General features: G+C 48.9%; 27 protein-coding genes. 15 read left to right on the top strand and 12 right to left on the bottom strand.

Going from position 1 to position 25,574, the window contains the following annotated elements; translation table 11 throughout:
* The first annotated feature begins 40 nt into the window (after positions 1 to 40).
* Positions 41 to 3,853, top strand: a complete 3,813-nt coding sequence (locus tag QVC96_RS11155) for a S53 family peptidase (protein ID WP_287689291.1) — start codon at positions 41 to 43, stop codon at positions 3,851 to 3,853.
* Positions 3,850 to 5,727 (top strand): peptide-N4-asparagine amidase, encoded by a 1,878-nt coding sequence (locus tag QVC96_RS11150; RefSeq protein ID WP_287689290.1) that lies wholly within the window; start codon positions 3,850 to 3,852, stop codon positions 5,725 to 5,727. The genes QVC96_RS11155 and QVC96_RS11150 overlap by 4 nt, the downstream gene beginning before the upstream one ends.
* On the opposite strand, the gene QVC96_RS11145 is transcribed toward QVC96_RS11150, so the two are convergent.
* The 4 genes from QVC96_RS11145 to QVC96_RS11130 all read right to left on the bottom strand — a co-directional run bounded on the left by QVC96_RS11145 (position 5,636) and on the right by QVC96_RS11130 (position 7,779).
* Entirely contained in the window at positions 5,636 to 5,995 is a 360-nt protein-coding gene (locus QVC96_RS11145; RefSeq protein WP_238025350.1) for a hypothetical protein, read from the bottom strand. The genes QVC96_RS11150 and QVC96_RS11145 overlap by 92 nt on opposite strands.
* 142 nt (positions 5,996 to 6,137) lie before the next feature.
* A complete protein-coding gene (locus tag QVC96_RS11140; protein WP_287690484.1) occupies positions 6,138 to 6,689 on the bottom strand; it encodes an endonuclease V in 552 nt (183 codons plus the stop codon).
* A gap of 47 nt (positions 6,690 to 6,736) precedes the next feature.
* Complete coding sequence (locus QVC96_RS11135) at positions 6,737 to 7,180, bottom strand: protein-tyrosine phosphatase family protein (RefSeq protein ID WP_287689289.1); 444 nt, start codon at positions 7,178 to 7,180, stop codon at positions 6,737 to 6,739.
* Positions 7,181 to 7,212: 32 nt separating this feature from the next.
* A complete protein-coding gene (locus QVC96_RS11130) occupies positions 7,213 to 7,779 on the bottom strand; it encodes a GMP synthase subunit A (RefSeq protein WP_287689288.1) in 567 nt (188 codons plus the stop codon).
* A gap of 89 nt (positions 7,780 to 7,868) precedes the next feature.
* On the opposite strand from QVC96_RS11130, the gene QVC96_RS11125 reads away from it, so the two are divergent.
* From QVC96_RS11125 to QVC96_RS11115, 3 genes are read left to right on the top strand one after another with little or no spacing between them, the layout of a single operon-like run.
* Positions 7,869 to 9,131, top strand: a complete 1,263-nt coding sequence (locus tag QVC96_RS11125) for a phytoene desaturase family protein (protein ID WP_287689287.1) — start codon at positions 7,869 to 7,871, stop codon at positions 9,129 to 9,131.
* 21 nt (positions 9,132 to 9,152) lie between these two features.
* Positions 9,153 to 9,623: a DUF2299 domain-containing protein gene (locus QVC96_RS11120; RefSeq protein WP_238025354.1), complete on the top strand. Its 471-nt coding sequence runs from the start codon at positions 9,153 to 9,155 to the stop codon at positions 9,621 to 9,623.
* Between the two features lie 4 nt (positions 9,624 to 9,627).
* Positions 9,628 to 10,086 (top strand): DUF2299 domain-containing protein, encoded by a 459-nt coding sequence (locus tag QVC96_RS11115; protein WP_238025355.1) that lies wholly within the window; start codon positions 9,628 to 9,630, stop codon positions 10,084 to 10,086.
* Here QVC96_RS11115 and QVC96_RS11110 read toward each other — a convergent pair.
* From QVC96_RS11110 to QVC96_RS11095, 4 genes are all read right to left on the bottom strand, one after another.
* Positions 10,024 to 10,743 carry a carotenoid biosynthesis protein gene (locus QVC96_RS11110; RefSeq protein WP_287689286.1) on the bottom strand — a complete coding sequence of 240 codons (720 nt, stop codon included), beginning with the start codon at positions 10,741 to 10,743 and terminating at the stop codon, positions 10,024 to 10,026. The two genes, QVC96_RS11115 and QVC96_RS11110, sit on opposite strands and share 63 nt — an antisense overlap.
* Positions 10,744 to 10,784: 41 nt before the next feature.
* Complete coding sequence (locus QVC96_RS11105) at positions 10,785 to 11,966, bottom strand: MFS transporter (RefSeq protein ID WP_425597952.1); 1,182 nt, start codon at positions 11,964 to 11,966, stop codon at positions 10,785 to 10,787.
* A gap of 16 nt (positions 11,967 to 11,982) precedes the next feature.
* On the bottom strand, positions 11,983 to 12,891 hold the full coding sequence (locus QVC96_RS11100; RefSeq protein ID WP_238025357.1) for a fumarylacetoacetate hydrolase family protein: 909 nt from the start codon (positions 12,889 to 12,891) through the stop codon (positions 11,983 to 11,985).
* A gap of 67 nt (positions 12,892 to 12,958) precedes the next feature.
* Positions 12,959 to 13,300: a DUF2173 family protein gene (locus QVC96_RS11095; protein WP_238025358.1), complete on the bottom strand. Its 342-nt coding sequence runs from the start codon at positions 13,298 to 13,300 to the stop codon at positions 12,959 to 12,961.
* A 241-nt stretch (positions 13,301 to 13,541) separates the two neighbouring features.
* Here QVC96_RS11095 and QVC96_RS11090 point away from each other — a divergent pair, with 241 nt between their 5' ends.
* The 4 genes from QVC96_RS11090 to QVC96_RS11075 all read left to right on the top strand — a co-directional run bounded on the left by QVC96_RS11090 (position 13,542) and on the right by QVC96_RS11075 (position 17,431).
* A complete protein-coding gene (locus tag QVC96_RS11090; protein WP_238025359.1) occupies positions 13,542 to 13,949 on the top strand; it encodes a hypothetical protein in 408 nt (135 codons plus the stop codon).
* A 60-nt stretch (positions 13,950 to 14,009) separates the two neighbouring features.
* Positions 14,010 to 15,137 carry an MFS transporter gene (locus QVC96_RS11085; protein WP_287689285.1) on the top strand — a complete coding sequence of 376 codons (1,128 nt, stop codon included), beginning with the start codon at positions 14,010 to 14,012 and terminating at the stop codon, positions 15,135 to 15,137.
* Positions 15,138 to 15,222: 85 nt separating this feature from the next.
* The gene (locus tag QVC96_RS11080; protein ID WP_238025361.1) at positions 15,223 to 15,408 is read left to right on the top strand and encodes a double zinc ribbon domain-containing protein; all 186 of its coding nucleotides are present in this window, start codon (positions 15,223 to 15,225) and stop codon (positions 15,406 to 15,408) included.
* A gap of 40 nt (positions 15,409 to 15,448) precedes the next feature.
* Positions 15,449 to 17,431, top strand: coding sequence for a DEAD/DEAH box helicase (locus tag QVC96_RS11075; protein WP_287689284.1), 1,983 nt, complete (start codon positions 15,449 to 15,451; stop codon positions 17,429 to 17,431).
* Here QVC96_RS11075 and acs read toward each other — a convergent pair.
* Entirely contained in the window at positions 17,409 to 19,403 is a 1,995-nt protein-coding gene (gene acs, locus QVC96_RS11070; RefSeq protein WP_287689283.1) for an acetate--CoA ligase, read from the bottom strand. The two genes, QVC96_RS11075 and acs, sit on opposite strands and share 23 nt — an antisense overlap.
* A 97-nt stretch (positions 19,404 to 19,500) precedes the next feature.
* Between acs and QVC96_RS11065 the strand changes: the two genes are divergently transcribed.
* Entirely contained in the window at positions 19,501 to 20,061 is a 561-nt protein-coding gene (locus QVC96_RS11065; RefSeq protein WP_287689282.1) for an acetate uptake transporter, read from the top strand.
* Positions 20,062 to 20,085: 24 nt separating this feature from the next.
* On the opposite strand, the gene tenA is transcribed toward QVC96_RS11065, so the two are convergent.
* Positions 20,086 to 20,751, bottom strand: coding sequence for a thiaminase II (tenA, locus tag QVC96_RS11060; protein ID WP_287689281.1), 666 nt, complete (start codon positions 20,749 to 20,751; stop codon positions 20,086 to 20,088).
* 147 nt (positions 20,752 to 20,898) lie between these two features.
* Between tenA and QVC96_RS11055 the strand changes: the two genes are divergently transcribed.
* From QVC96_RS11055 to QVC96_RS11035, 5 genes are all read left to right on the top strand, one after another.
* Positions 20,899 to 21,210, top strand: a complete 312-nt coding sequence (locus QVC96_RS11055; RefSeq protein ID WP_287689280.1) for a muconolactone Delta-isomerase family protein — start codon at positions 20,899 to 20,901, stop codon at positions 21,208 to 21,210.
* Position 21,211: 1 nt separating this feature from the next.
* Positions 21,212 to 21,742, top strand: a complete 531-nt coding sequence (locus tag QVC96_RS11050) for a hypothetical protein (RefSeq protein ID WP_287689279.1) — start codon at positions 21,212 to 21,214, stop codon at positions 21,740 to 21,742.
* A gap of 60 nt (positions 21,743 to 21,802) precedes the next feature.
* On the top strand, positions 21,803 to 22,162 hold the full coding sequence (locus QVC96_RS11045) for a HEPN domain-containing protein (RefSeq protein ID WP_320056936.1): 360 nt from the start codon (positions 21,803 to 21,805) through the stop codon (positions 22,160 to 22,162).
* A complete protein-coding gene (locus QVC96_RS11040; RefSeq protein WP_238025369.1) occupies positions 22,125 to 22,541 on the top strand; it encodes a nucleotidyltransferase domain-containing protein in 417 nt (138 codons plus the stop codon). Before QVC96_RS11045 ends, QVC96_RS11040 begins: the two co-directional genes overlap by 38 nt.
* A gap of 147 nt (positions 22,542 to 22,688) precedes the next feature.
* Positions 22,689 to 23,855, top strand: a complete 1,167-nt coding sequence (locus QVC96_RS11035; protein WP_287689278.1) for an OFA family MFS transporter — start codon at positions 22,689 to 22,691, stop codon at positions 23,853 to 23,855.
* On the opposite strand, the gene QVC96_RS11030 is transcribed toward QVC96_RS11035, so the two are convergent.
* A complete protein-coding gene (locus QVC96_RS11030; RefSeq protein WP_287689277.1) occupies positions 23,856 to 24,257 on the bottom strand; it encodes an acyl-CoA thioesterase in 402 nt (133 codons plus the stop codon).
* A gap of 53 nt (positions 24,258 to 24,310) precedes the next feature.
* Positions 24,311 to 25,093, bottom strand: a complete 783-nt coding sequence (locus QVC96_RS11025; RefSeq protein WP_287689276.1) for an AAA family ATPase — start codon at positions 25,091 to 25,093, stop codon at positions 24,311 to 24,313.
* Positions 25,094 to 25,574: the final 481 nt, after the last annotated feature.

The raw sequence follows: 25,574 nt of genomic DNA, 5'->3' as shown, positions 1-25,574 counted from the left end.
TTTCAAAAAGTTAATATATTGTCCCCGATGCATTAAATGCATGAAACTCGGTTTATTATTGGCCCTGGTCGTTGCTCTTTCACCCATTATTCCACTGCAGGTTAGCTCTTACGCAACCTATTATGGTCCACAGTATCAGGGAACATTTCAGGAGTTATTGCCTCCCAGTTCCCAGGTATGCGTGTCGGTTTTCATACCTCCTAAGAACATGAACTACCTATACTTACTGGTCCAGGAGATAGGGAACCATCAGATACATCCCCTGAACAGGTCAGAGCTCATATCCATGTTTGGAAATGTGCAGAAGGAGAGAGAGGTGATAAGTTACCTGAAAAGCCACGGTTTTACAGTGGTGTATAGCAGTCCCTTCTCCGTGATGGCAGTTTCCAATGCCTCTACCGTGGAGGAAGTTTTCCACACTTCCCTCTCCCTGTACAAGAGCGGGGCTTTACTATACTATAGACCAGAAACTACACCTATAGTTCCCAGCCCTCTAAGCAATTCCCTGATTATGGGCCTCTCAAATTACAGTTTGATTAAGCCTGATCTGGTGGTTCTGGGAAACCTCAGTGATGGACAGCTAAGATTGTCATCTCCTTCTCCGGGATATTATGGATTCCAGTTTTCAGCAACTTACTATACAGGGAGAGAAATCTCACAGGCTTACAACGTGATACCTGGAGGGAAGAACGTTACAGTGGCCATAATTGACGCCTACGGAGATCCGGAGCTTACGCAGGACGTTAAGGCCTTTGACGCGCAGAACAACCTTCCTCCCATAAATCTCACCATCTTACCGGTGGGACCATATCACCCCATCTATGGAATCTTCACCGGATGGGATGTGGAGACAGCCCTGGACGTGGAAACTGTTCACTCCATGGCTCCCTATGCCCACGTCATAGACGTGGTAGCATCCAACGCTGGATCAGCACTATTTGAAGCGGTTGACCTTGTGGTATCGCAGGACTTAGCTCAGGTGGTGTCCATGAGCTGGGGCCTCCCCGAGAACTTGATTGGTGCCTCAGGCTTTTACGCCTACTTCCAGGGCAGTACGCCCAATTACCCGTATCTAGACTATTATTTTGCCCTGGGGACCGCTGAGGGTATTTCGTTCTTCGCATCCTCTGGGGATAATGGTGCTTTTGGTGGGACCTTAACAAGTTACGGTGGTGTCAATTTTCCTGCCTCCTCTCCCTTTGTTACTGCCGTGGGAGGCACTTCCCTTTACGTGAATGCCACATCTGGTTCCATCGAGAACAAGAACGCCAACGTAAGTTATGGATATGAGACTGCATGGGGAGTTCTTCCCCAATACTTTGAACCTGGGATTACTAGCGTCGCGTCGGGAGGAGGTGTTAGTTCACTGTTCCCTGCACCTTGGTATCAGATTCAATATCTCAATGCCTCAACCAGGGAAGTTCCAGACGTAAGTGCAGATGCCAACCCGTATACGGGTATTGTCATCTACGCTGAGGGGGTGGAGGAGGTGATCGGAGGTACAAGCCTTGCCTCCCCCATATGGGCAGGTGTGACTGCCGACCTTGACTCCCAGTTAAACCAGTCGTTGGGACTTCTCAATCCCATGCTCTACTGGATTTACTCAAATTCCACCCTGTATACACAGGCTTTCCATCAGGTGACGGGTGGCTTCAATGGCGTTTACTCTGCGAAGCTTGGTTATAACATGGTTACGGGCCTGGGAACGCCCAACTATCCTGGGCTGCTGAACGCCGTGAAGCAGTATCTAAAGCAGCCCCAACTCAAGATTTCAGTCTCAACCTTCTCGGGAAACCAGAGCTATCCGTGGTATCCATATAACTCCACGGTGAAGATCGTGTCGTATATCACAAATCAGAGCGGGGACATAGTCGGTTCTGGCAATTTCACGGCATATATCTATACGGTCAATGGCCTCCTCATGAAAGTACCTCTGCAGTTTAACGGAACGTATTGGAATGGAATGTTCACGGTGAGTGAAGGACCACCCAACATCTGGTCCATAGTGGTTAGGGGATCCTCCGGCAGTGTTGAGGGTGTGGCTCAGGTGGACATAGATGTGGGGGACTCTGTGGTAATATCCCAGCCAGTTCCCTTCCCCTATTCACTCCCCATACCTCCCAGTGAACCTGTTCCAGTTCAAGTGCAGGTGACAGCACCAAATGGAACACCGCTTTCCAACATGTCCGTTACCGGATATCTGGTGAAGAATGGGAAAACTCTGCTGAACTTTACCCTGTTACAGTCGCAGATGCCCGGTATCTATAACGGCCAGTTTTCCCTACTTCCCAATATGCCACAGGGAACTTATCTTCTGGTCATAAACACCACAGGAGGATCAACGTACACATACCTAACGTTCGGCGACGCAGTTTACGGCACCGTCTATCCTTCTATCATAACAGGATTGCCAGGAGTTGCTCCTGGAGAGAATGTAAGCTTCTTCGCGGAGACCATAAGCAGTTTCGGATTAGGCCTATTCACCTCTAATGTCACAGCTTATGTGTATCAAGGAGACAAGCTGGTGGCACAGGTCCCCATGGTTTCAGCCCCAGACACTGTGCAGTACGGTATTTTCCTGCTGTTTGGTCTGAAGGAGGCCAACTTCACCGTTCCGTATAATTTCACCCCGGGAATTTACAGGGTTGTATATCATTCCGTTGTCAATACGTCCGTGGGCCTAGAGTACGGAAACTTCACCACGTGGTTCTATGTAAGTCCCTCGATCAAGACCACCATCCTGATGCCAACCTATCTCTATCAGGGAGAGAATGTGCCAATAAAGGTGAAAATAACATACCAGAACGGAAGCCCTGTCACACAGGGGATGTTCACCCTGACCCTGATGCCCGCTGGCACAACGTTCGAATCTCTCCTGAATGAGGTGAATTACGAGGTACCCCTCCAGTATAATGCCACCCTTGGGATGTGGGTGGGTAACTTCACTGTCCCCTACTTCTCTGGCAATGCACAATTCAGGGGAAGTCAGCCCGGAGTAATTTCAGGCCCATGGATTGGAGTGGTTCAGGGTACCACAGCCCTGGGCTATCCCGGCTTTTCCAGCGAGAATCTATACGTTGCAGATCAGACCTACATGGGTCCTCTCACCATTGGCGAAAACTCCTCCCTGCCCTACGCGGTACACGACGGAAATGGATATACCCTGTACCAGGTATACTCGCCTGACCTCACAGTGAAGGGTGTTTCACTGAACCTTGTGGGCTCTACTGTAAACAACTTGACGGCTATCGACTCCAACGTTACGGTCTCGTCATCTCAAGTAGGGCATATAAATGCCCTGAACTCCACCCTGACTGTTGTTGGCTCCACAATTCGTGGTTCCGGTGTAGCCTTAACGCTGAGTAACTCCAACGTCAGCCTTATCTCATCCCTGGTAAACTCAACCTATGCCTTTAACGTGAGTGGTGGGAACGTGATACTACAGGGCACCACAGTACTGTCACCGCACCTCTCTCTCACTCCTCCACCCAGAGTCCTGGAGGTCACCAGCAACGTTACCTCTTCCTTCCAGGTGATTAATGTGACCATCTCGCCCTTCCTGAAGCCAGTATCGGTATACTTGAACGGAGAGGCCCAGAACTTTACCTATACCGCAAGCAACGGATCGGTAACACTTCACATCCCATTCCACGCCTCCTCTTTACCTTCCGGAACATATCACTTCTTGGCGGTTCTGAAGAATGGGCTGGAGTACAACGTATCCTTTAACGTGGACAATCTTTACCCTGAGGCTGTACTTCATCAGCAGATAACATACCTCGAGGTGGGCATAATAGCCCTTGCTGTTGTGGTAGTCATATTACTTATCCTTATCCTGAGGGTGAGAAAATGAAGTCCTGGTTCCTCCTAACCATTCTGATCCTGGGACTTCTCCCAGGGATAGGTGTGATTGCCCAGTCATCTCCGCAACTCCACAGCGTAACCCTCTACAACGTAACCTCCATGCAGGGTCTGGATCCCAAGTACTATTCTTTCGAGGCAGTCGGATATCTTCCACCGAACGAGACCCCTGTCCTGGTCACCGTGGCGAAGAACCTAGTTTTTAACGACACCGCTTTCAAACCCTACTACCTCATCGTTCACATCCCCAACGGATCCTACAGTTTCATCCTCATGAATGTGAGCGTGAAGGAGGTCAATGGTACACAGTTTGACCGCCCATTCTACATCTTTGTGGATGGGATACCGGTGTTCTGGGGATCCACACAGGAAATTCAGAACTCCAGCGCCTCCGTGGATCTGACCATGTTTGAGAACCTCCTACACGGAAACGTGACCTTCGAGCCAGTGCTGGTTAACTTCTATGACGCAAAGGTCAACATAACCGGTCTCTACGTGGTCAACATAACTCTGGCCCTCTACCCTGGAAAGGCTCCGGGGAACCTCCCCAACGAGTTCATACCGCTCTTCGTCAACGGGACGTTCAATTACAACTACTCCTATGTGATCCTTAATCCCAATCAGGATAGTTACACCTCTCCCGTGACCATACCAAACGGTACGTACAGGATGACAGCGTTCCTTTACGAGGAGGGAGGAGGTCTTGACGAGTTCTGGTACAGCAATGAGCCGGCTACCAGGGATATACTGATGTATTATAACGGCCTGCTGACCTCAGTGATACCTCCCTATGAGACAATATACACTGGAGGGATAGATCTATTCTGGTGGAAGCCACTGCCAAGCATTAACACCCTGGCCTTCCATACCCCATATCAGATTGACCTCACTCCCTTGCTGGCGATGGGAACCAAAGCCAACATCACAGTGTCGATCACAAACCTGGCAACTGCCAAGGAGCTCACGGGAAGTCCCTCTTTCGACTGGGACCTCTCCGGGTTCCTAGCCCTATGGGTCAATCAGAGCAACCCAATGATATCTGGAAAGATGGTACAGGCCTATTCCAGGTTCTTGGATTCCTCACCCATATTTGTGGGCGGTTTCTCAGGGGTTCATTATCAGGAGGGCGGAAGCTACACATTGACTTATTCCTCAATTCTGACATTCCTTCATGGAGATGAGATGGCAACAGTATCGCAGAGCGGAAAGTTCTATGCCTCCCAAACCTTCAATAATATCTATCAATTCGCCTACCTGGATGAGACGTTCAAGGAAGTCGCGAACGAGTCCGGGTTTTACTCCTCATCCATGTATTTGGCGGGAAACTATCCTGTAACGTTGCAGATCTCAGCCTTTGCCACACCAATATCCTCTCCCAATGTAATTCCCTTCAATCTGTCATATGCTCAGAATGGATCCGTGGAGTTAGGAGCCTATTACTCCTACTTCTTCAACCTGAATGGTTACACCACAAGGCAATCCCTCCAAGAAAACCTGACCGCGCAGGGTGGTTTCTCGGGTATAATCGAGGTGATAAACAGTTACGGGGGCGCGGTTCTAGTGAAGCTCACGTCTAACAACGCCCTGACGCAGAAGAGTCTTACCTTCACCTACGAGGAACCCGGGGTAACGGCGTTCAAGGAGAACTTTCTAGCAGAGGCCGGCCAGAATAACTCGGTTAACGCCACAGGGTACTATCTGAAGATACAGAGAAGTTTCACGCCCCTGTCAGGAACGTTGTCTGGAGATCCTCCCTATCACGAGGCGATCAAGGTCACTGAAGATCGTCTGGTGGCATTTCATCAAAGTATTCTGGTGGAACCTCTTCGCTTTGCTCTTCTTCCACGTCCCTACCCTTTTTTGTAGATTGATAGTTCCTCTTGCTTTTTTCCTCAATCTGAATATACTCCTTCGCTGACTCGTTTAGAACGTAACTTAACCTTTGATAAAGGAGTGCTGCCTCAGCGGTACTCAACTGAAATCCTACCCTGTTCTTTCCGTCATCTATGACTAGAAGCAGTTTACCCTCCTGCGGAAATCCCTTATCGTTCATCACCGGGGAGTCCACCAGTAACTCCAGCGTCTTGGGCTTTCCCTCCTTGTTGAATCTAGGGATTCTGAGAACTCGCTTCATGACTAACAATTAAAATGCAGACACTTTAATCCTTTTGGGGAGTCAAAGTTCCCTTTCCGTGAAGTTGGGGTGCTCCTTTCGAGGGCGGGATGGACCCCCTTTGGGATGAGAACTTGCCCGACCGATTGGTGACGACGAGGGTTTAGCTGATGTCCATCTCGTTCCTATACACCTTGGATAACCTGTCAGCCTCCCTCAACACCTTGGGGTAACCCATCTTGCTGAGCTGGATCACGTCATCCAGACTCACCAGGTTACCAGGACTGTAGTAGTACTTTCCCACCTTGACCCCAACCCTCTCCCCGTTCAGGGTTACGTAGTTCACTCCGCCTTCCTCAACTATCTCACCCACGAGTCTGGATTTAGCCACTCCCACAGTGGGAGTTTCCAGAAGAACGCCCAGCACAGTGGCAATGCCACTCCTTCTTGGGTGGGCTATACCATGTCCGTCCACTAGCAGGAGATCGGGTTTGACGTCCTCCAGTGCTTTTACCATGAGGGGAGCTTCCCTCATGAAGAGTAATCCGGGGATGTAGGGGAAACTCACCCTTCCCTTGACCTTCTTGATAATTTGAGTTTCACCGTCACAGACCACCACTGCAACTCCCATCTCTCCTTTATATGCAACGTCCACACCGCACATCTCTCTTGGCTCCCTCTCTAGTTTCACCAGGTTAACCTGTTTGGCTATCATGTTCTGAACCAGATAGAGAAAGTTCACCAGGTAGTCCTGTTCCAGTTTCAAGGGTTGGTCAACCCGTGAAGAAACATGAACTGTTGCATGGTCTGCACGGCCCCTGGCCTATATCTCCTTACCTCCTGCACAGCCTGCTCTGGACTCATTCCCTCCCTCACAACTAGGTAGCCCGCAAGAACCGTGCCTGTTCTTCCCATACCGGCCACGCAATGAACTAGGTTGTTACCGCTGTCCAGCCATCTCACAATCTCATCAAATTGTTCCTTCGTGGGGGCATAACCATCTGGGACCGGGACATGGAGGAACTGCAGACCTTCCTCCTTGAGTTGGGAAAAATAATACTCAGGGTTCCCCCACGTATCCTCAATCTCCCAATCCTCAGTTAACACCAGGACTTTCCTGACCCCCTTCCTCTTCCACTCTCGGATCTCCTCCAGATGGGAGGGCATGTGGGATCCGCCCAATCTGTTTCTCCTCACCCAGTACAACCTTTCACCTCAGTTGATCCGCTGTTCTTCATCTACTTTTTACATACCTCAAGAAAGTTTTTAAGTACCTGAGTCCCATGCTCGGTATGTTTAACCTCAGGGTGAAACTGCACGGTGAAGATAGCGTTGTCTGAGTTAACCATGGACTGCACCTTGGTGGTCTCGCTACTTGCAAGAACTCTGAACCCTGGAGGAGGGAACTTCACCTCGTCGTTGTGACTCTCCCATGCATTGAACTCCGAGGGAATACCTCTTAGGATGGTGTCATGGTCCTCCACCTTGATCCTGACCAGCCCGAACTCTGGAGTGTTAGCCCTATCCACGACTCCTCCCAGGACGTGAGCTATAAGTTGATGCCCCAGACAAATACCCAGCTTCGGAACGCTGAGCTCCCTAACGAAGAGGGGCGAGTTCCCCATCCTATGCAATTCCTCCTTCACGGATTGAGGACCTCCGCTGAAGATCAGGCAGTCATATCCCTTCACCCTCTCTAGGGGTAGGGAAGGATCCACGGTTTCAATATCCCCTCCCAGATACTTCACGTTCTTCAGGATGAGGTGATTGTACTGACCACCGAAGTATATTAGTCCTATCTTCACATTTTACCTGATGTGGAAGGGATTTTAAGCTCATGTCCCTCCCAGTTTCTGTCCAAAAGTCATTTTACTTCTTCGGGGAATTGGGTCAAATGAAAGCTCTGGTAATAGGGGCTGGACATAACGGGCTTATCGCCTCTTACTACCTTAGGAAGCTGGGTCTGGATGTGACGGTTCTTGAGGCGTCCCACAGAACGGGCGGAATGACCGAGAGTGCCGTGGAGGGCAAGGCAGTGATAAGCAGGGCCTCCTATGTTCTTGGGATCATGCCCGAATCCCTGAGACAGGAATTCGGGATACCCGTCATAGAGAACGATATATTTCAGACCATTGAATATGATGGAAAATTGATCCCCTTCTACAGGGATCCCAGGAAGAGAAGGGAGATTCTAAATAGATATTTCCCTAGGTTCTCGGAGTTCGAGGATAAACTCCTCAAAATGAAGGAGATCATGTCGAGATTCACCTTCACTTCAAGACCTCCCTCAAGGGAAAAGGTACTTGAGGTAGCGGAATCAGAGGGAGTCCCTGAGATAGTGAGGGAAACCTCTCATCACTTCCTGAATGAGTATCTTCCAAGAGATGTGCACAGATACTTCATTTATCCTTCCATGGAGGACTCTCCGGCTTACGTTGTGGCCTATTTTTATAACGACTGGTCACTTGTTCCAGGGGGAATGGGGACAGTTGCTAGTTACATAGAGAAGAAGGCTAAATCCCTGGGGGTCCAGATTGTAACTAGGAGTAAGGTTGATCAGATCTTAGTTAGAAACGGTAAGGTAACTGGAGTGAGGGTAGGGAAGAAAGAGATAAAGGCAGACCTCGTTGTGTCAGCTATCAGCCCCGTCAGCACTTTCTCCATGACTGAACCCTTGAGCGACCTGAAACTGGATCCAGGAAGGGGAGGATGGGTTAAGTATAACGTGGTGTTCAGGGAAGGGGTAAAGGTCAAGGAGGAACTCAAGCCTTACTTACAGGGCATAATAGATCTGGAGGTTGGAGAGATTGTCATGCCGTCAGCCGTGGACGATACGCGCGGAGCCCCCGTTCTTGAGTTCATGGGTGACAGGGAAGAGGTTCTCTCCATGTTCTCTGGAGAGATAATTTACGAGGAGAAAATAAACGCGGAATATGCGTTAAAGCACTATCATGCACCTGCAGGAAATCTCAACCACTTACCCATGAGATACCCCTATCTCTTTGACGGGAGGCCAATGAAGGGATGGGGGTACAGGACTCCCGTGAAGGGCCTCTACCTTTCAGGGGCTGGCACCTACCCGGGTGGTCAGGTCACGGGCATTCCCGGTTACAATGTGGCGTTGGCCGTGGAGGAGGACCTTCGACAGGGTTTTTAATTCCTAGACTCATCTCCCCCTATGGAGAATAAGATAAAGGAGTGGTTAACTGGACTGGGAATGAAGGTCTGGACTCCTGACGGTGCCAAGGAGTACTTTCATGTTAGCGTATCCCCTCCTCAGGGTGCTCCAGTGGTGGATGTGGTACGTCCCACAAACATGACTCCCTTCTACATTGTGGGAATGGGTATAGCAGTGCATCAGACCCACCAGGACATGCTCAGGAAAATGAGCACCTCCACCAGGAAAGCTTTCATTGATGAGATAAAGTATTACCTCATGGAGATGGAAGTCGACGTGGCGTTTCTACCGCCAGGTCAGGAGATTCCACAGCTGATAAATGTAAGCAAGGTGATCTATGAAGACGGCCTGAGGGCCAACGACTTTCTTGAGGCCTTCTACTCGGTGAGGAATGCCGGAACCTACGTGATTCTGAGGTTCCTGGATGCCTTTGGGGCTGGGGAAACAAAGCCCAGCACCATGTATGGGTGAGATCATGGATCCAGTGAAGGTATTCAGGTCTCTGGGACTTAACGTGAAGGAAGTTCCACAGGCGAAGGAGTTTCTCCATCTGGCCATCTCTCCTCAACAGGGTGGACCCCAGCTGGAGCTCATTAAACCGGATAAGGACTCAAGGGTATACGTCCTGGGAATGGCTGTTGGAATTCACCAGTATCATCAATCCCAGCTCAGGTCACTTCCTCCCAATGAAAGAAAGGAATTCCTCAATGGGTTGAGATACAGGCTGTTAAGGATGAAGGTTGATGTTGGTTTCACTCCGCCAGACGATGAGATCCCTCAACTGATATTCGTGAGCAGGGTAATGCTGGATGAGGACCTTACAGAGAACGACGTGATGAACACCATGTACAAGGTGAGGAACGCGGGTACTCTAGTTATTTTCATGTTCGCTGACAGATTTGGCGTGCCCCAGCCCACGAGCAAGTACATGTAGAAGGAGAAAGGAAAGGGAGGCCACTACAAAGGATATGAGAGAGGGAAGCACTAGTCCGGCGAAGTAGTCTTGAAGGGCAAGGTCCAGAACGAGCCCGTAGACAAAGAGAGAAGCCTTCACGTCGTACTTGAAGGTAACCCTTCTTCTCCATGTAAAATAGATTAGAAGGGAGATGGCGTACCACGACACGAAGTTGGAGATGGGTACGCCAAAATACTGACCCGGTGTAATCCAGTGCCAGTCAAACCTGGAGAACAGGGGATCAACAGTGAGATCTATCATCACCATGATCCAGGAGGAAATGAAGGGATTTCCCGATGGAAGGTACGAGAAGTAAGCCAGAGTGGACCAGAGGAAGGGAATGATAAGCGGTACCCCTAGGATTTCATATCCCAAACCCGACGTGTAATAGTATTTACCGAAGGGGAAACCAGTATGTACCCCCAGGAACTCGAAGAGGTATCCGATCAGAAATCCTATAATGAAGAAGACCACTGAGCCCTTTCTCAGCTTTGTGTAGGAGTGATAAAAATATACGGATATCAGGACAAGAATGGGTATACCTAGATTGAATCCCGGAAGGTTAGTTAGCTGGGGAATGGTGGCCAGGAAAAGGTAAACTAGATAGGCATAGGCAACTATCCATATCCTTTCCATGACAGTGTATTTCCAGGACGGGATAAAGTATCTTGAGGAGCCTACACGGTCTTAGGTCTCTCCTCCTTTCTCTCCTCCCTTTCTTTCAAAAGCGCGTAATAGAGAATTCCACCAAGGGTCTGCGCCACTCCTCCTATCTCAAGGGGTAGGGCAAAGCTCTCCTCAAGCAGGTATCCGCTCGCTCCAGAGCTCATCTGTGAGAGTCGTGTGGCCACTCCCTGAAGGCTGGATGCGGTACCGAAGTCGTCCTCTGATACTCCTCTCACATTCACTGCGGTCCTGTTGGGCATACCGACACCGGCGTTAAATCCCCTGATCACGTAGAGTGCCCCCGCCAGTGGTAGAAAGGGCGACACTGCCATGGCTATGAGAAATCCCCCGTTCATTATCCTGGTTAGCGACGCCAGCCTAAGCGCATTCCCAGATATCCTAGTGGCCATATAGGAACCCAAAGACGTGCTCAGTGAGGCGCCTGTGAATATGGCCCCAATCACAAGGGGCGAGGCATGGAAGCGCAGGCTAAACCAGAGGGGTAGAAGTGGAATAGCCAATCCAACTCCAGCCCCGGAGAGCGTGTTTGAGGCTATTATTTTGGACACATACTTAAGACTCCCCTTCCTCATGAACCTGCTACTCTTTCTCTCACCCTTACGTTCCTCCACCCTTAGGATACACAGGGCGGAAGCGAAGAGTAGTCCCGACGCGACGGCAAAAAGGAAACGGAAGTCATTCACGTTTCCAAAGGGTAAATAGTCATGGAAACTTAGCAGAATCCCCCCCCCTGCTCCAGCCAAGGCTGAGACTGAGGTCAGCCTTCCCATCCTCTTTACCCTTTCCTGATCCTCCCTCCAGTTCCTCGCGATCAGAGCAGTCAACCCAGGAGAGAAGGCCCCTCTGGCTCCTCCAGCAGTACCTCCCAAACCTGTAACTATGGCAGATGGTATCACGATCACTGGATTCCTAGTGGAGATGAGAAGGATGAGGGCAATGGCCGGTACAAGGTCCCCAAGAATCAGTGACTTCTTGTAGCCTATCCTATCACCCAGCATGCCCAAGGAGAGGGAGAACCCAGCTATGTACCCCGTCATTCCCAGGAATACCAGACCAATTATCACCGGTGAAAGTCCTAGGGTTGAGAGGTAAAGGGAGCTAGATATTGTCACGAACATTATCCCTACGCTTCTAAGGGCCCTGGAGAGAAGGAGCCAGTTAAAGGAATCCAAAAAATCACCAAGATCCTTATTCCTGTTCCACTTTATTTCTTAGTGTTCCAATCCCCTCAATAATTGCCTCCATGACATCTCCCGGTTTGAGGTACTTTCCCTTTGCGAACCCAACTCCAGGCGGAGTACCTGTGGAGATTATATCACCCGGGGAAAGGGTAATTCCCCTGGAGGCCCAGCTCACCAGTTGCTGGACATTGAAGATAAGATCTCTAGTGTTGCCGTTCTGTTCAATGTTACCGTTAACCTTCAAGGTCATGGAGAGGGAGTTGGGGTCTCCGATCTCATCCCTGGTTACAATCACTGGTCCCACAGGTGTTGTCCTATCCATGGCCTTACCCCAAACCCAGTTCTGGCCATAGGGGTTCAGCGTCTTAGGCCATCCCTCTGGAAACTGCCAATCTCTCACCGAAACGTCATTAAACACTGTGAATCCGAAAACGTAATCCAGGGCACGTTCAGGCTCTATGTACTTCCCAGGTTTGCCTATAACTATGCCCAGTTCCACCTCCCAGTCCAGTTTTTCCGTGACCTTTGGTCTTATGACAGGCATCTCGTGCCCCACGAGGGAACTTGCGAATTTTGTGAAGAAATATGGTTTGGGTGGCGGTGCTGTCCCCGCTTCCTGACCATGAGCCCTGTAGTTAACTGCTGGGCACAAAATCTTCTCTGGATAGGGTACAGGAGGTGACCATTCCAGCGTACCCGTGAGTTCAGCCTCCTTAGGCCACTCCCTTTCCAGTTCATGAAGGACATTCATTACAGGTTTCCCAAGCATGATTAATTTCTTCATATCAAGGAGAAAACCTGGCGCCTCCTTAGTTCCGTACACCAGCTTGTAGGCCTCATAGAGATCGAGCCTCCTTGAATCTCTCTCCAGGCCTATCCTAGTTTCGCCAAATTTTAGAAAGGTGAAGAGCCTCATATCCGCTCTTAATTGGGGAAGGAAAAAAGCCTTACTTGAATTTCCACGCTAGAGATTTATCTCCCGTCTATTTGGCTACTTCCATCAATGTCTTGAATATCTCGTTGAAGTCAGCCTTGGCCATTTCCACGAAAACGCCGTATTGACCCATCACGCAGACCGCATAGTCGCCAGCTGCCACTGCCCATCCGTGAAATGGAGACCACTTCATTCCAGAAAACTTAGTGAAACCCTCAGCCTGCATCCTCCCCATCATGGTGTTCGCTGCACACATCATAGCTACCATCTCCGCCATATCCTTTGGTAGATTTCCCTTGTACTCCACTAGTTTCCCGTCCATGGTGTATTTACCTGCTGCCACTGCTCCCTTCAATTTCATTAGCCTTTCCAGCTTTTCCGACTCGGACATGTTTATCTACTTTATATTGTATCAATCATATATATAAGATTGATGATTAAACATTTCAAATTGCAAAGTAAACTAAAATAAATGATGTTCATCATTCCAACTTATTCTGTAATTATAGTTCACTTTAACAGGGTTTAATTTGGACCATATAAAAGTCACGATTTAAATATTGCAATATTTAGTAAATTAACATCACCATATCTTAACACTTGTATAAAAGAGTAGACGCAGAGATTTTAGTATGCCAACCCTGGAAACGCCCTACTCTGTACTTAATGAGGTGGCGAGAGATGTGTTAAGGAGAAGCGGAAAATCTGTGAAGGCGGAGATAGAACTGGTACCGTTTACTCCATCCGTTCTAGGATTTGTGAGAGCAGGTCAGAACGTCATTTATGTGAACACCGTGCCTCTTAGTGGGATCCCTCAGTCCGATCTGTTTGAGTATCTTTACGTGGTAATCCTGCATGAGTATCTTCATCTTCTGGGGATAGCCGATGAGAGGGAGGTGAGGAGAGTAACTCTGGAGATTGTGGACGAGAAGTTCGGTGAGGGAAGCTTCGCGCACAACCTGTCACTGAATCTGGCTGACCCCAGGGACGTGATGCTCATGGAATCCTGGAAAATGGGAAAGCCTCACACTTACATGTAATTGAGATTCTTCATATGTAGAGCAGAAAATTAATACCATTTCTTCAATCTGTGTATAACCTTGAAACCGTTGAGAACTTACGCTGTACTGAAAAGTCTGGCCAACAACCTATCTCAACCCTTCATCACGTTCACCGCGGCCTCGTCTGGAGTTGTGAACGAGTATCTGGGTATAATTAGCTCAGCCTCCACCGTGCTAACTTCAGTCTCCGAGTTCATAACTGCCCTCTTCAGGGTGAGGGCGCTCACCATGTTGATCTTGGGAAACCTCATCTCAGGAATTGCCTGGATTATCATGTCTCTTTTACCCTTCACTGGCCCTTATATTACCTTAACCTACTGCGTGGCGGAGTTGGGTCTTGGAATGTCATTAATGGGATGGAACCTAGTGATGGAGAAGCTGAGTTCCACATCTAGGGGAGAGGTCCTGACACAATACACGGCCTATGCCAATGTTGGAGGGCTCATTGCAACTCTTGGTGCAGGGATATTCGCGGGATCGTCGTTACAACTCATCAAGGTTCCCTTCATTCTAAGCGGGGTAATCACCCTGTTCACGATCCTAGTGTTGAGGCAATCTGACGTTGATTATGAAGATCCTGCAAGGAGATTTCACGTTCCCAGGAGCATGTGGGGTTTCCTCTCACTCACCACCGTATTCACCTTTTTCTGGTCCTTTGCCTGGCCCCTTTTCCCTCTGGCACAGATATACATCTTTCACATGAATTACGTGAACATTGCGATCATCTCGGTTATTGGAGGAATCTCCTCCCTTATCATGAGGAGATGGGTGGCGAGACTGATAACCAGAAACAGGAGGATAGCCATGTTCCTGGGAAGGGCACTCCTCACTGTTTTCCCCTTATCCTATGTCCTATCCCCAAGCGTATACTACATTTATCTGGCTGAGGTTGTTGCGGGCTTCACGAGCATGGTGGGGTCAACTGCGTACATAAGTTACCTGTATGATAGCTCCTCCAAGGAGGATATGAAGGTGGCCCTAGCTTTCTACTCTGTTCTGCAAGGTTTGGGGGCCCTCGCTGGGTCAGTGTTATCAAGTTTCATACTGAACCTTCTTATTCCCTTTCTGGGGCTAGTGACGGATATTAGGGCCTTGCTACTAACGTCGGCCGTCCTGAGATTGATCACCTCCTTCTGGTATCTAAAGCTGAGGGAAGTCAGGTCGTGATCCTGGTGGTCCCTTCGCTACCTAGAAATCTCAACAACCTCACAGGAAATTTTAAAGGGTGTGTCATTGAATTTTATCAGGGGAAATGGGAAAAGTTAAATGCGTTAATTGTGGAGAGATGAATCCAGACGTTCTTACACACTGCAAGAGATGTGGTGCAACTCTCCCCAACAGGTTCGGCGCACTTCAGGTGAAGATATGTCCCAAATGTGCCAGGTCAAATCCAGCCAATAGAACCACCTGCCTCTACTGTAACGCGCCCCTGATGTGAACGGATCAATAATATTAACCCTCGAAGTCGCTTACTTTTTGTGAGTATTTCCGAGACGTTTGCTGAGAAACTTAGGGACTCCCTCGGTTTCACACCCTACCCATATCAGGAAAGGGTAGTCACTGACGTCCTTAACACCCTGGAAAAAAGCAGGTTCGTAGTGGTCTCCATGCCCACAGGTTCTGGAAAGACGCTTGTGGAGCTCATGCTGGCTGACCATCTCAGAAGGAAGGGAATGAGGGTACTGGTCCTGGAGCCAACCAGGCTTCTGTGCGATCAGATGTATCATAACTTCTGGGTTAAGGTCTTCGACAGCGTTGGGGAGGAGTATGAGGGAAATTGCGCCAGCTTCGAGGAGGGAAAGGAGCTCGTGGTTTCAACGCCCTTTACTTCCTCCAAGTGCATGCCTAGGGTAGATGCAGTTATCGTGGATGAGGTCCATCATGCCTTCGGCGATCCCAGGTACATGTCAGGTTTGCTTTCCATGAGGCCAAAGATCGTGATAGGCTTCACTGCCCTCCTCCCAAGCTCCAAAAGGTACAGTATGGACTCCAGGTTTGTGGAAACCTTTGGTATGCCCTCTCTCTTAGCTTACGATTTCAGGAAGCTGTCGGAGATCGATCCATCCTTCACCCTTCCAAAGGCTATAGCCGACGTTTTTGACGCCGAGATGGACGGGGTAGAAAACGTGGCATACGATGCCCTATTGAAGGGGAAGGTGGCCGGCGATGAAAGGGCCCTGAGTTTCCTCAGGTTCACCCTTTACAGTCATGGAAAGACGGCCTTCTGCGAGAGCCTCGAGAATCTCAGGGATAAGGTGTCAGATAACGTGGCTTTGAGGACGTTGTGCAGTACCGAGGGTTTAGGCCACAAGGCCCGTAGCATCAAGGAGATTTTGGAGGCCTACGATGTTGAGGAGCACAGACCGGTTCTGATCTTCACAGCTAGGCGTTCAACTGCCCACGAGTTCGAGGTGTTGCTCCACAACATGGGCATAACCCGGGTCAAGACTTTAACCGGGGAGTTAAACAAGGAGGAACGCCTGCAGATCGTAAATGAGGCAAAAAACGGTGATGTAGACGTGATCATATCAACCCACGTTGGAGAGGAAGGGATAGATATTCCAGAGGCCAGACTCCTGATAATGACTGACGTACCAAAGAGCCCTCTCAGGTTCTATCAGAGACTGGGCAGGTTGATAAGGAAGAGCGAGTCCAAGGGGGTTAAGTACCTTGTTGTGACCCTGACCCCAAAGACTCCCGAATATGACGACCTGGATGAGGCGCTGAGATCCCTTCACAAGGAGGGAGTGGACGTAAGTTACATCGTGGAACGAAAATCGGGGAAGGGGTCCACATCGAGGATACTGGACCAGGTGAAGGCGGAGAACGGTGAGGTACCTCTCATGAGGCTTCTGGAAATGGAATACGATCTGAAGAACTACACGATGGTCAGGGGAAAATCCAGCGTGGTTCAATTCCTTAACGCCAAGGAGCAGGACATTCCCTATTCCGACTTTGTGGACAGGGCAATCACTGATGGAGACCTCCTTTACTACTATGACGTGGAGGGGATGGGAAATCTATTCGCTAGGATATTGCTTTCCAAGTACTGTCAGCTATGTTACGGTTCCCAGTGCCAGGGCCTGTGCGATCTGGAGACAATGGAACTAGGAAGAAGCAAACAGTATAAACTAACGAGGAAGGACCTTTTGAGATACTTTATGGTTATCTTCACAGCTGATAAGCTCAGGGATGTGGAGAAGAAAATGGAGATCAGGTTTGATAACCCCGGTTTTGGCTTCTCCCTTCAGAGTAACGTGAATGAAAAGAACAATTCAATCAACTTCGTGATCCAGCTCAACGCCTCCATAAACGGTATAACTGTGTATCCCAAGATCACCCTAGCCTATTACGGAGTGAAAAAGGAGATGAAGGAGTTTCTAAAAAAGAACGTTATGGCCATCTGCAACGTAGCTGGGAGGATCTATTTCTCCTATTTCACTTCCCCACCTGCTCCTTGAGCTCCTGGAAGGCCTTCCTCACTTCCTCCACTGAGGCCTCGTCCTCCAACGTGGTCACATCCCCCACAGGGGAGTTTGTGGCAACTGCCTTGATAACTCTCCTCATTATCTTACCGCTTCTGGTCTTAGGTAGCTTGGACACGAAGTGGATTTCCCTGAACACGGCAATGGGTCCGAAGTTCTCCCTCACGAACTTCACTATTTCCTCCTTGAGCTTCGCACTTGGTTCAACACCAGATCTAAGGATAACGAACGCCTCAGCCACCTCACCCCTGACCGGATCCGGAACGCCCACCACAGCGGCCTCAGCCACGGCGGGATGCTGAACCAGTGCAGATTCCAGTTCGTATGTTCCTATCCTGTGCCCAGCAATTTTCATAACCTCATCAGCCCTTCCCAGTATCCAGAAATATCCGTCCCTGTCCTTTATGGCATAATCCCCTGCATAGAAAACGTTGGGGAACTTGCTCCAGTAAACCTTCACGTATCTCTCTGGATCCTTGTTGATGGTGAGGGGCATTCCTGGCCACGGTTTGGTGATCACCAGGTAACCCTTCTGCTCCTCCGGCATGGGTTTCCCATCCTCGTCAAACACGTTAGCCTCCACCCCCAGAACTGGAGGGCCGTTGGTCCCAGGTTTCATTGGTACCAGGTAACCTCCAGGTGTATGGGATATCATGATTCCTCCAGTTTCGGTCATCCACCACGTGCTTCCGAAGGGAACCTGACCTCTTCCAACAAGCTTGTGGAACCATCTCCACGCCTCAGGGTTAATGGGCTCTCCCACCGAGTGAATGAGCCTTACACTGCTAACGTCGTGCTTCTTTATCCATTGCTCTCCCTGCTTCATGAAAGTCCTTATCGCCGTTGGGGAGGTGTAGAGTATTGAGACCTGATGCCTCTCCACAATTGATACCCACCTGTCGGGCTCAGGGAAGTCCATGGCCCCCTCGTACATCACCTCCGTAGCTCCTTCCTGAAGTGGTCCAAAGACTATGTACGAGTGCCCCGTGACCCAGCCAATGTCCGCTGTGCACCAGAAAACGTCAGTGTCCCTGATATCAAACACCAGCTTCATTGTGTTGTGCAGAAGGGTCATGTATCCCCCAGTATCATGGACTATGCCCTTGGGCTTGCCTGTTGTTCCTGAGGTGTAAAGTATGTAGAGAGGATCCTCGCTTTTCATCCTCTCGGGTTCCACATATGCGTTCACTGGGACCTTGGCCATGACCTCGTGCAGGTACGCATCCCTCCCCTGTTTCATGCTGATCTCTATCCCTGTCCTTCTCACAACAAGAACGTTCTTCACCGTGGTGGCGGTCTCAAGGGCCTTGTCCACAATCTCCTTTAGGGGGACAACCCTACCTCTTCTCCAACCGCCGTCCGCGGTGATCAACAATTTTGCGTCAGCGTCGTTCATTCTGTCAGCTACCGCCTGTGCACTGAAACCTGAGAAGACTACGGTGAAGGCGACACCCAACCTAGCGGCGGCCAGCATGAAGATCGGGAGTTCTGGAATCATGGGAAGGTAAATCCCTATTGTATCACCCCTCTTGAGCCCGTAAACCTCCTTGAGAAGGTATGCTGCCCTGTTCACTTCACGATAGAGATCAAGGTAAGTTAGCTTCCTCACTTCTTTGGGACCGTTCTCCCAGGGCTCGCCCTCCCATATTATGGCAACCTTGTTTCTCCTCCAGGAGTGGGCATGTCTGTCAACTGCTAGGTAAGAAGCGTTGAGCTCTCCACCAACGAACCACTTATAGAAGGGCGGACGCGAGTCATCAAGCACCTTTTCCCATGGTTTGAACCAGTCCAGCTCCCTTGCAACAGACTCCCAGTACTCCTGATTGTTCTCCACCGTCCTCTTGTGGATCCTCAGATATTCCTCGGGAGTTACCAGCCTGTGCTTGAGTAGCTCCGGTGTTATTTTCTCATGAAAAGGTAGACCTGATTCATTTTCCGACTGAGACATGCAAATACCTTTGGAAATTTATATTATAAATTTGCTGTAGTATGGAAGACTTAGAAAAGATTTAAATTTTCTAGATGAGAAGATGGGAGGAATCTACATGACAGAACAAAAAAGAGCAAATCCCGCACCCCTAGGTCTCTCAGGTTTCGCTCTAACCACCCTCGTTTTAAGTACGTATAACGCAGGTCTACTTTCCAGTGGAGTTAACGCGGTTCTGGGCTTGGCTGCCTTTTATGGAGGGTTGGCCCAGCTCCTTGCGGGAATACTGGAGTGGAGGGCAGGCAATACCTTCGGATACGTTGCCTTCTTTACATATGGCGCGTTCTGGGAGTGGTTCTTCCTGACGTCTCTAGGAATTTTTGGAGACGTTACTGCGGTGGGTATAGGATATGTCCTAGTGGCGTTCGGAATATTTACATTCGTAATGTGGATAGGGACTTTCAAGTCAAACATGGGACTATTCGTGACCTTCCTTCTCCTGTGGATAACCTTCTTCCTGTTGGGGATAGGTGCCATGACGGGAAATGCGGGGCTGTCGCACGCGGGCGGATATGTGGGCATATTGACCGCAATAGCAGCGTGGTATACAGGACTGGCTCAGGTAGTGGCTGAGGCACTGGGTGCCAAGGCCCCTCTGGGAAGGGCACCTATGTCCTGACAGGTTGGGAAAAGATATTCTTTTTTATCCTCTACTCTTTACCGGAAAGGGGAAATGTTCCCTCCTGTAGGCTGAATCCCAGAACATGAATTCGTAGATTGATGCGAGCCTGAAGTTCTCCATCATTTTCCTCTCCGTGATCTCATCCACGCTGACCCTCTCCAGTTGATTGATGGCCCATCTCACTCCCTTCTCGTACTCCTCGCCTCCATACGTGTTTATCCACCTCCTGTACTCCTCCACGGGAGATCCCCTCTTCACAAGGGACTTCCCCACGTGCATGTATATCCAGTAACAGGGCAGGACTGCCGCCAAAATCTCAGGGAAGGGGGAGGAATAGCCAACGCTGAGTAGAAAGGAGGTGTATGCCCTGTTCACGGGAGACATTTCCTGCATCTCCAGATCCACTCCCCACTTCCTCAGAAAGGAGGAGTGAAGTCCTTCCTCTACCTTGATGGAGTCCAGGACGTGGGTAAGGAAATTCACTCTCTGCTCCTCGTTCTCAGCCTTCACGGATGCCATTAGAAGGACCTTCCCGAACTCCTTGAGGTAGAGGGCATCCTGAACTATGTAAAATTGAAAGCTTTCCATGGGAAGTGATCCGTCCACAAGCCCCGTAATGAAGGGGTGTTGCTCAATTCCTTGAATCACGTCTTGAATTGAGGCCCAGAACCTTTCCTGTCTGCCCATGGCATTATACTTGATTACTAGGTTAATAAGCAATTTATAACAGATGGGAAACATCCTTTGTGTTTGGACGCAGGGATGGACTAGACAGTGACTCAGTACCTTCATCCCATAAAAATGTTTATTTACTTATGGAACGAAATTGTAATAATGTTATACCTTGTCTGGTTTAAGATACGTCAGCCCGAGTCTCTCACCCAGAGACATCTGATGCAGATCTGGCAAAGGGAGGCTGAGGCAGCCCTACCTGCGTTGAAGCAGGGAGTAATCAAGGGCTTATGGAAGGTATCGGGGAAGAGGGAGGTCGTAGCGGTTCTGGATGTGAACTCCCACGAGCAACTTGACGAAATCTTGGAGAATCTCCCCATCATGAAGGAAATGGGGTATGGAGTTGACATAGAGGTGTATCCCATACATCCCTATGAGAACTTCTATGAACTGGTGAAGAAACTGGCGACTTGAGATGGAGGCCTATGTGTTCTGGCACAGGAGAGATCCGCAGGTGAACAGGGAGAGGTACGAGGAATACCTGATCCGATTTCACGAGAATTTCCAGAGGGTAGGGGTTAGGGGGTTTCTTCATTCTACCAGTTACAGGATTTCTGGGGTCTCGTGGATGCCTCAGGGTGACGTGTATGAGGACTGGTACCTCATTGAGGATTCTGGGGTTCTCGACAGGCTGATAGATGCAGTGGAGAAGGACACGAGGACAGTTCATGACGAGATAGCGTCCTTCTCCCTTGAAGGTAAGGGGACCTTACTGGCGCTAAAGGCTGGGGAGTTGAGTGAGGTAAGGCAGGATGTGGCGACCTGGTTCTCCAAGCCCCGGGGAGTTCAATACGAGAAATTCTATGCATCACTGGAGGTGAGCGGATCCCTATGGAGGAGGTTGCTGGCCATGGGTCCGTCGCCGGAATTCTGCATGATCAGCGCTGAGGGAGTAACTATCCCATCCTCAATTCAGGTCAAAAGGGAGATGATATTTCCTCGATAGGTCTCTCTTGAGCCTCCAACCCGGTAAGTTCAATGTTTATAACGTGATTGTTAACAATCAATTGTGGCCAAGTGGTTTGAAAAGAGCGAGCAGGAGAAGCAAGTGGCTATACTTCTGATGGAGAAAGGTTACTATCCCGAGGCCTGTTTTCATTCCCACATGGCTGTGGAACTGAGATTCAAGGGGTATATTCTTCAACGTACAGGTTCCATTCTGTACACACATTCTTTGAAGAGATTACTACAGGAGATAAGCAAATTACACGGAGTAGCGATGTATGACGAGCTACTGGATTGCGCAAACTATCTTTCAATGCTCTACACTGGCTCAAGGTATCCAGAGGAGAGTTTTATTGATCTAGAGAGACAGGAGGGTGAGAAATGTGTCAAATGCATGGAAAAATTACTCAATAGTATCTGATCTGTGGGAGATCTACGCGGAGGAAGAGAAAGAGGTGAGGGAATATGTCTCTGCGCTTTGTGGAAAGGAGTATACGGTCATCCTCTTTGGGTCAAGGGCACGCGGAGATAACATGATCTACAGCGACTGGGACCTCCTGGTTGTGGGAAAGGAGAGGCCAGGTGTACCACCCGGGGAAATCGATTTACATTACGTAAAGGTGGAATCTCTTGAACGCGAAATACAGGAATTCAACACCACGGTGATAGACGCCTTTTACGAGGGAGTTCTTCAATGTGATAATCTCTCAATCTTCAAAAGGTACAGGGACATGGTTCTAGGAAGAATCCACGGGCTCAAGAAGACCAGGGAGGGATGGATAAGGACTCCAACCCAGTGATGCGATCTTCAGGAAACCCTCATTCTATTACTTTCCTCACTATGGAACCCTGATTAATCATTTTTAATATCAATAATTTAGCAATGTTTATGTTATTCAAGCTTAATCGAGAGAAATCTTTTTAAAAAGAACCAAGTTCATGAAACAATGAAAAGAGAGACGTTCCTAGTGATTGGTTTCATCGTGATGTGTTTCAACTCCTTATATCAGTACTCCTGGAATGCCCTGGAACCCCTTCTCAAGGAAGGTTTCAACGTTTCCGTGGTGCAGATTGCGCTTGGCTTCACCCTCTTCAGCGTGTTTTCCTCCTTCTTTCAGCCATTGGGAGGTCACTTTGCCGACAAGGATGGACCGAGAAATGTGGGCATAGTGGCGTCATTACTTGCCTCGCTGGGCTTTCTTGGAACTTATTTCTCGCCCAGTATCATTTACTTCTACGTGTTCTGGTCCTTGGGAAGCATAGGTGAAGGAATTCTTTATGGGATAGCAGCCAACCTAGCCATGAAATGGTTCAGTGACAGGATGGGCTTCGCCACGGGTATAGTGTCCATGGGATTTGGACTGGGTTCAGTGGTGGCAAATCCCCTGATACTTCACGTTGATAATTACAAGGTTGTTACCCTGACCATCGGTCTCTCGGAGCTTGTACTGGTCACAGCCCTGATGTCCCTAGTCAAGTATCCAGCCTCAAGTAAAGGGAGGCCACCGGGGCAGGTTATTTTCACAACCAAGTTCTGGTTAATCTATGTCTCCTTCGTGGGCGCAGTTATTCCCCTAACGGCAATCTCATCCCAGTTGGCAGTCATTGGGAAAAACCTCTCACCAGAGGAACTTACCATCCTTATCTCCATTTTTCCACTTCTTAGTGGCGGTATGAGGCCAATCATGGGAAGGATAGCTGACAGGGTTGGCATAGTGAGAACAACCCTCATATTGAACACCATATTGCTGGTGGGATCCTTGACTCTACTTCTGGGTCAGCTGGTTCCCACGACGGTCCTCATAGGATTCGCAGGTGGGTCCATGATAACGTTATACTTCAACGTTGCTGGGGAAATATTCGGTACAAGGTTTTCAACAGTGAACAGTGGTATCCTCTATACGGGAAAGGCACTAGGAGGAATTCTAGGGAGTTTCGTTTTCGCCTATCTCTACACGTTAAATGTGGAAGTGTCAGAGATTTACCTGGTTCTGGGCAGTCTCATGGGAGTTCTAGCCCTGATTCCAGTGATGCCTAGGGTTAGAGCTGGTCAAAGGCCTGTAGGTCAGGGTAGCAAGCAGGGTCAGGGAGGTAGTCAGGGAAACCTGAGGTAGCTAAACCTCAGCTATCCTCTTCAGGATGTCCTCGGGTATTTCCACCGATCTCCAGACCTTGGGATCTATGGCCACCTGTGTCACGTATCCCTCTGTGGTTACATTCCCCTTAATCAAAATCTTAAGATCAAACCTAATAACCTTCTTGGACACTACCTGTGGCGAGATCATAATGGTGAGCTCATCCCCTAATCTCACTGGCCTCTTGTATACAGCGTGAGTTTCAACCATTACAAACCATAACTGATCGTTCACGTTTGGGTAGGGTATACCAGCTTTATCCTTCATGTATTTCTCTATTGTGTTTGTGAAGAAACGGTAATAGGATGCGTAGTGTGCTATGCCTTGGGCATCCGTGTCATATATCCTTACCGTATCTTCGAATACAAATTCATGGGTCATAGTCTACTTCATGATTCGCTAAAATAAACTTCTTTTTACAAGTTCGTTGAAGACTAGTAACTGATCACTGTTTTCTCCCTCCCCTTGTCCACATCTCCACTAACAATCATTTCAGCCAGTCTGGCGAATTGTGGGAGCCTAGGGATATCCCTTATGGGGCCAGAGTACTGAAAAAGCTCCTCAATGAACGGGACAAGTATTCCAACCTTAGCATCTATCTTGCTCAGGAGAGTATTCATGTTATTTTCAAGTGTGCGTTTTCTTGATGGGGACGGAATCATATTTATCACTAAGGCAAGCGTCTCGCATGAATCCCTGCTCTTCTGATAGATGGCATATTCAAGGGTCTGGTTAATGTCAAATTCGTTAGAGTCGGTTACCTTTATGTCGTAACAGCGGTCTTTATGCCTGAGCGAATAGATTTCCCTTTCCAGGGCGATCTCTTCGTCCGTGGGTGAAGAAAGAGGATAGTTATCAATAATGGTATACTCATGTGGAAATGAAAGGGCTTTAAAGTATGTTTCTTGAAACCTGGTGAATAGCCTTTCATCCTTACGTATCTTTTCGACGTCAATCTTCATCCTTGGGCCGTCTCCAGCCAGTTTAACTATCCGGGTATTTCCCTCGTCCTTAAAATACTTCTCGCGATTTAGGCCATCAACTATGGATGATAGGAGCCCTGGTCCGTCCAGTCTCGCCAGGAAGGATGTGTAACCTGATAGGTCCATGTCAACCAGTATAACTCCCTTATTTAACCTGTTTAATTCCAGTGATAGTAACACTGAGGCTGTCGACTTTCCAACACCACCCTTTATACTTGTTATTGAAAACCTCATACTCACTAAAATCAAGGGAACTAATATAAATCTTGAGAGCGTTGGCCCTTCACTTATTGAGAGGTATAACCTCCTGTGGCTATCTTGAAGTCCGTGGTTAAACATGTTTTTGAATGCATTTTCGCCAGAGTCTCTATCTGGCTAAATCTAGGAAGATACTCAGATGTGCCAGAAAACTGGAAAAGTTCCTCCTTAAAGGGAAACACGAAGACATTGGAGATTCGACCCTGCGCCATCTTAGTGGAGAGATCGTGCAAGCCTCTAACGCGTCAGTTATGTGTTGCCTTGTTTATGGCCAGGTATTGCATTTGGACATTAGTGAATGCAATTTGCTTTATACCTGCGTTCAAAAGGGCCATTCAGGTCTCCATTGCGAATTGAATTCTAGTTCCTTCATTTCTCATTATTCAATGTAGGATTAATTGAGTAGTGACGTTTCGATCATAAAGAAAACGAAAAGTATATGGATATTATTCCATTT

This window comes from Metallosphaera javensis (ex Sakai et al. 2022), assembly GCA_021654415.1.
Lineage (GTDB): Archaea > Thermoproteota > Thermoprotei_A > Sulfolobales > Sulfolobaceae > Metallosphaera > Metallosphaera javensis.
The sequence above is the reverse complement of the archived record's forward strand: the minus strand, read 5'-3'. Positions and strand labels throughout refer to the sequence as shown.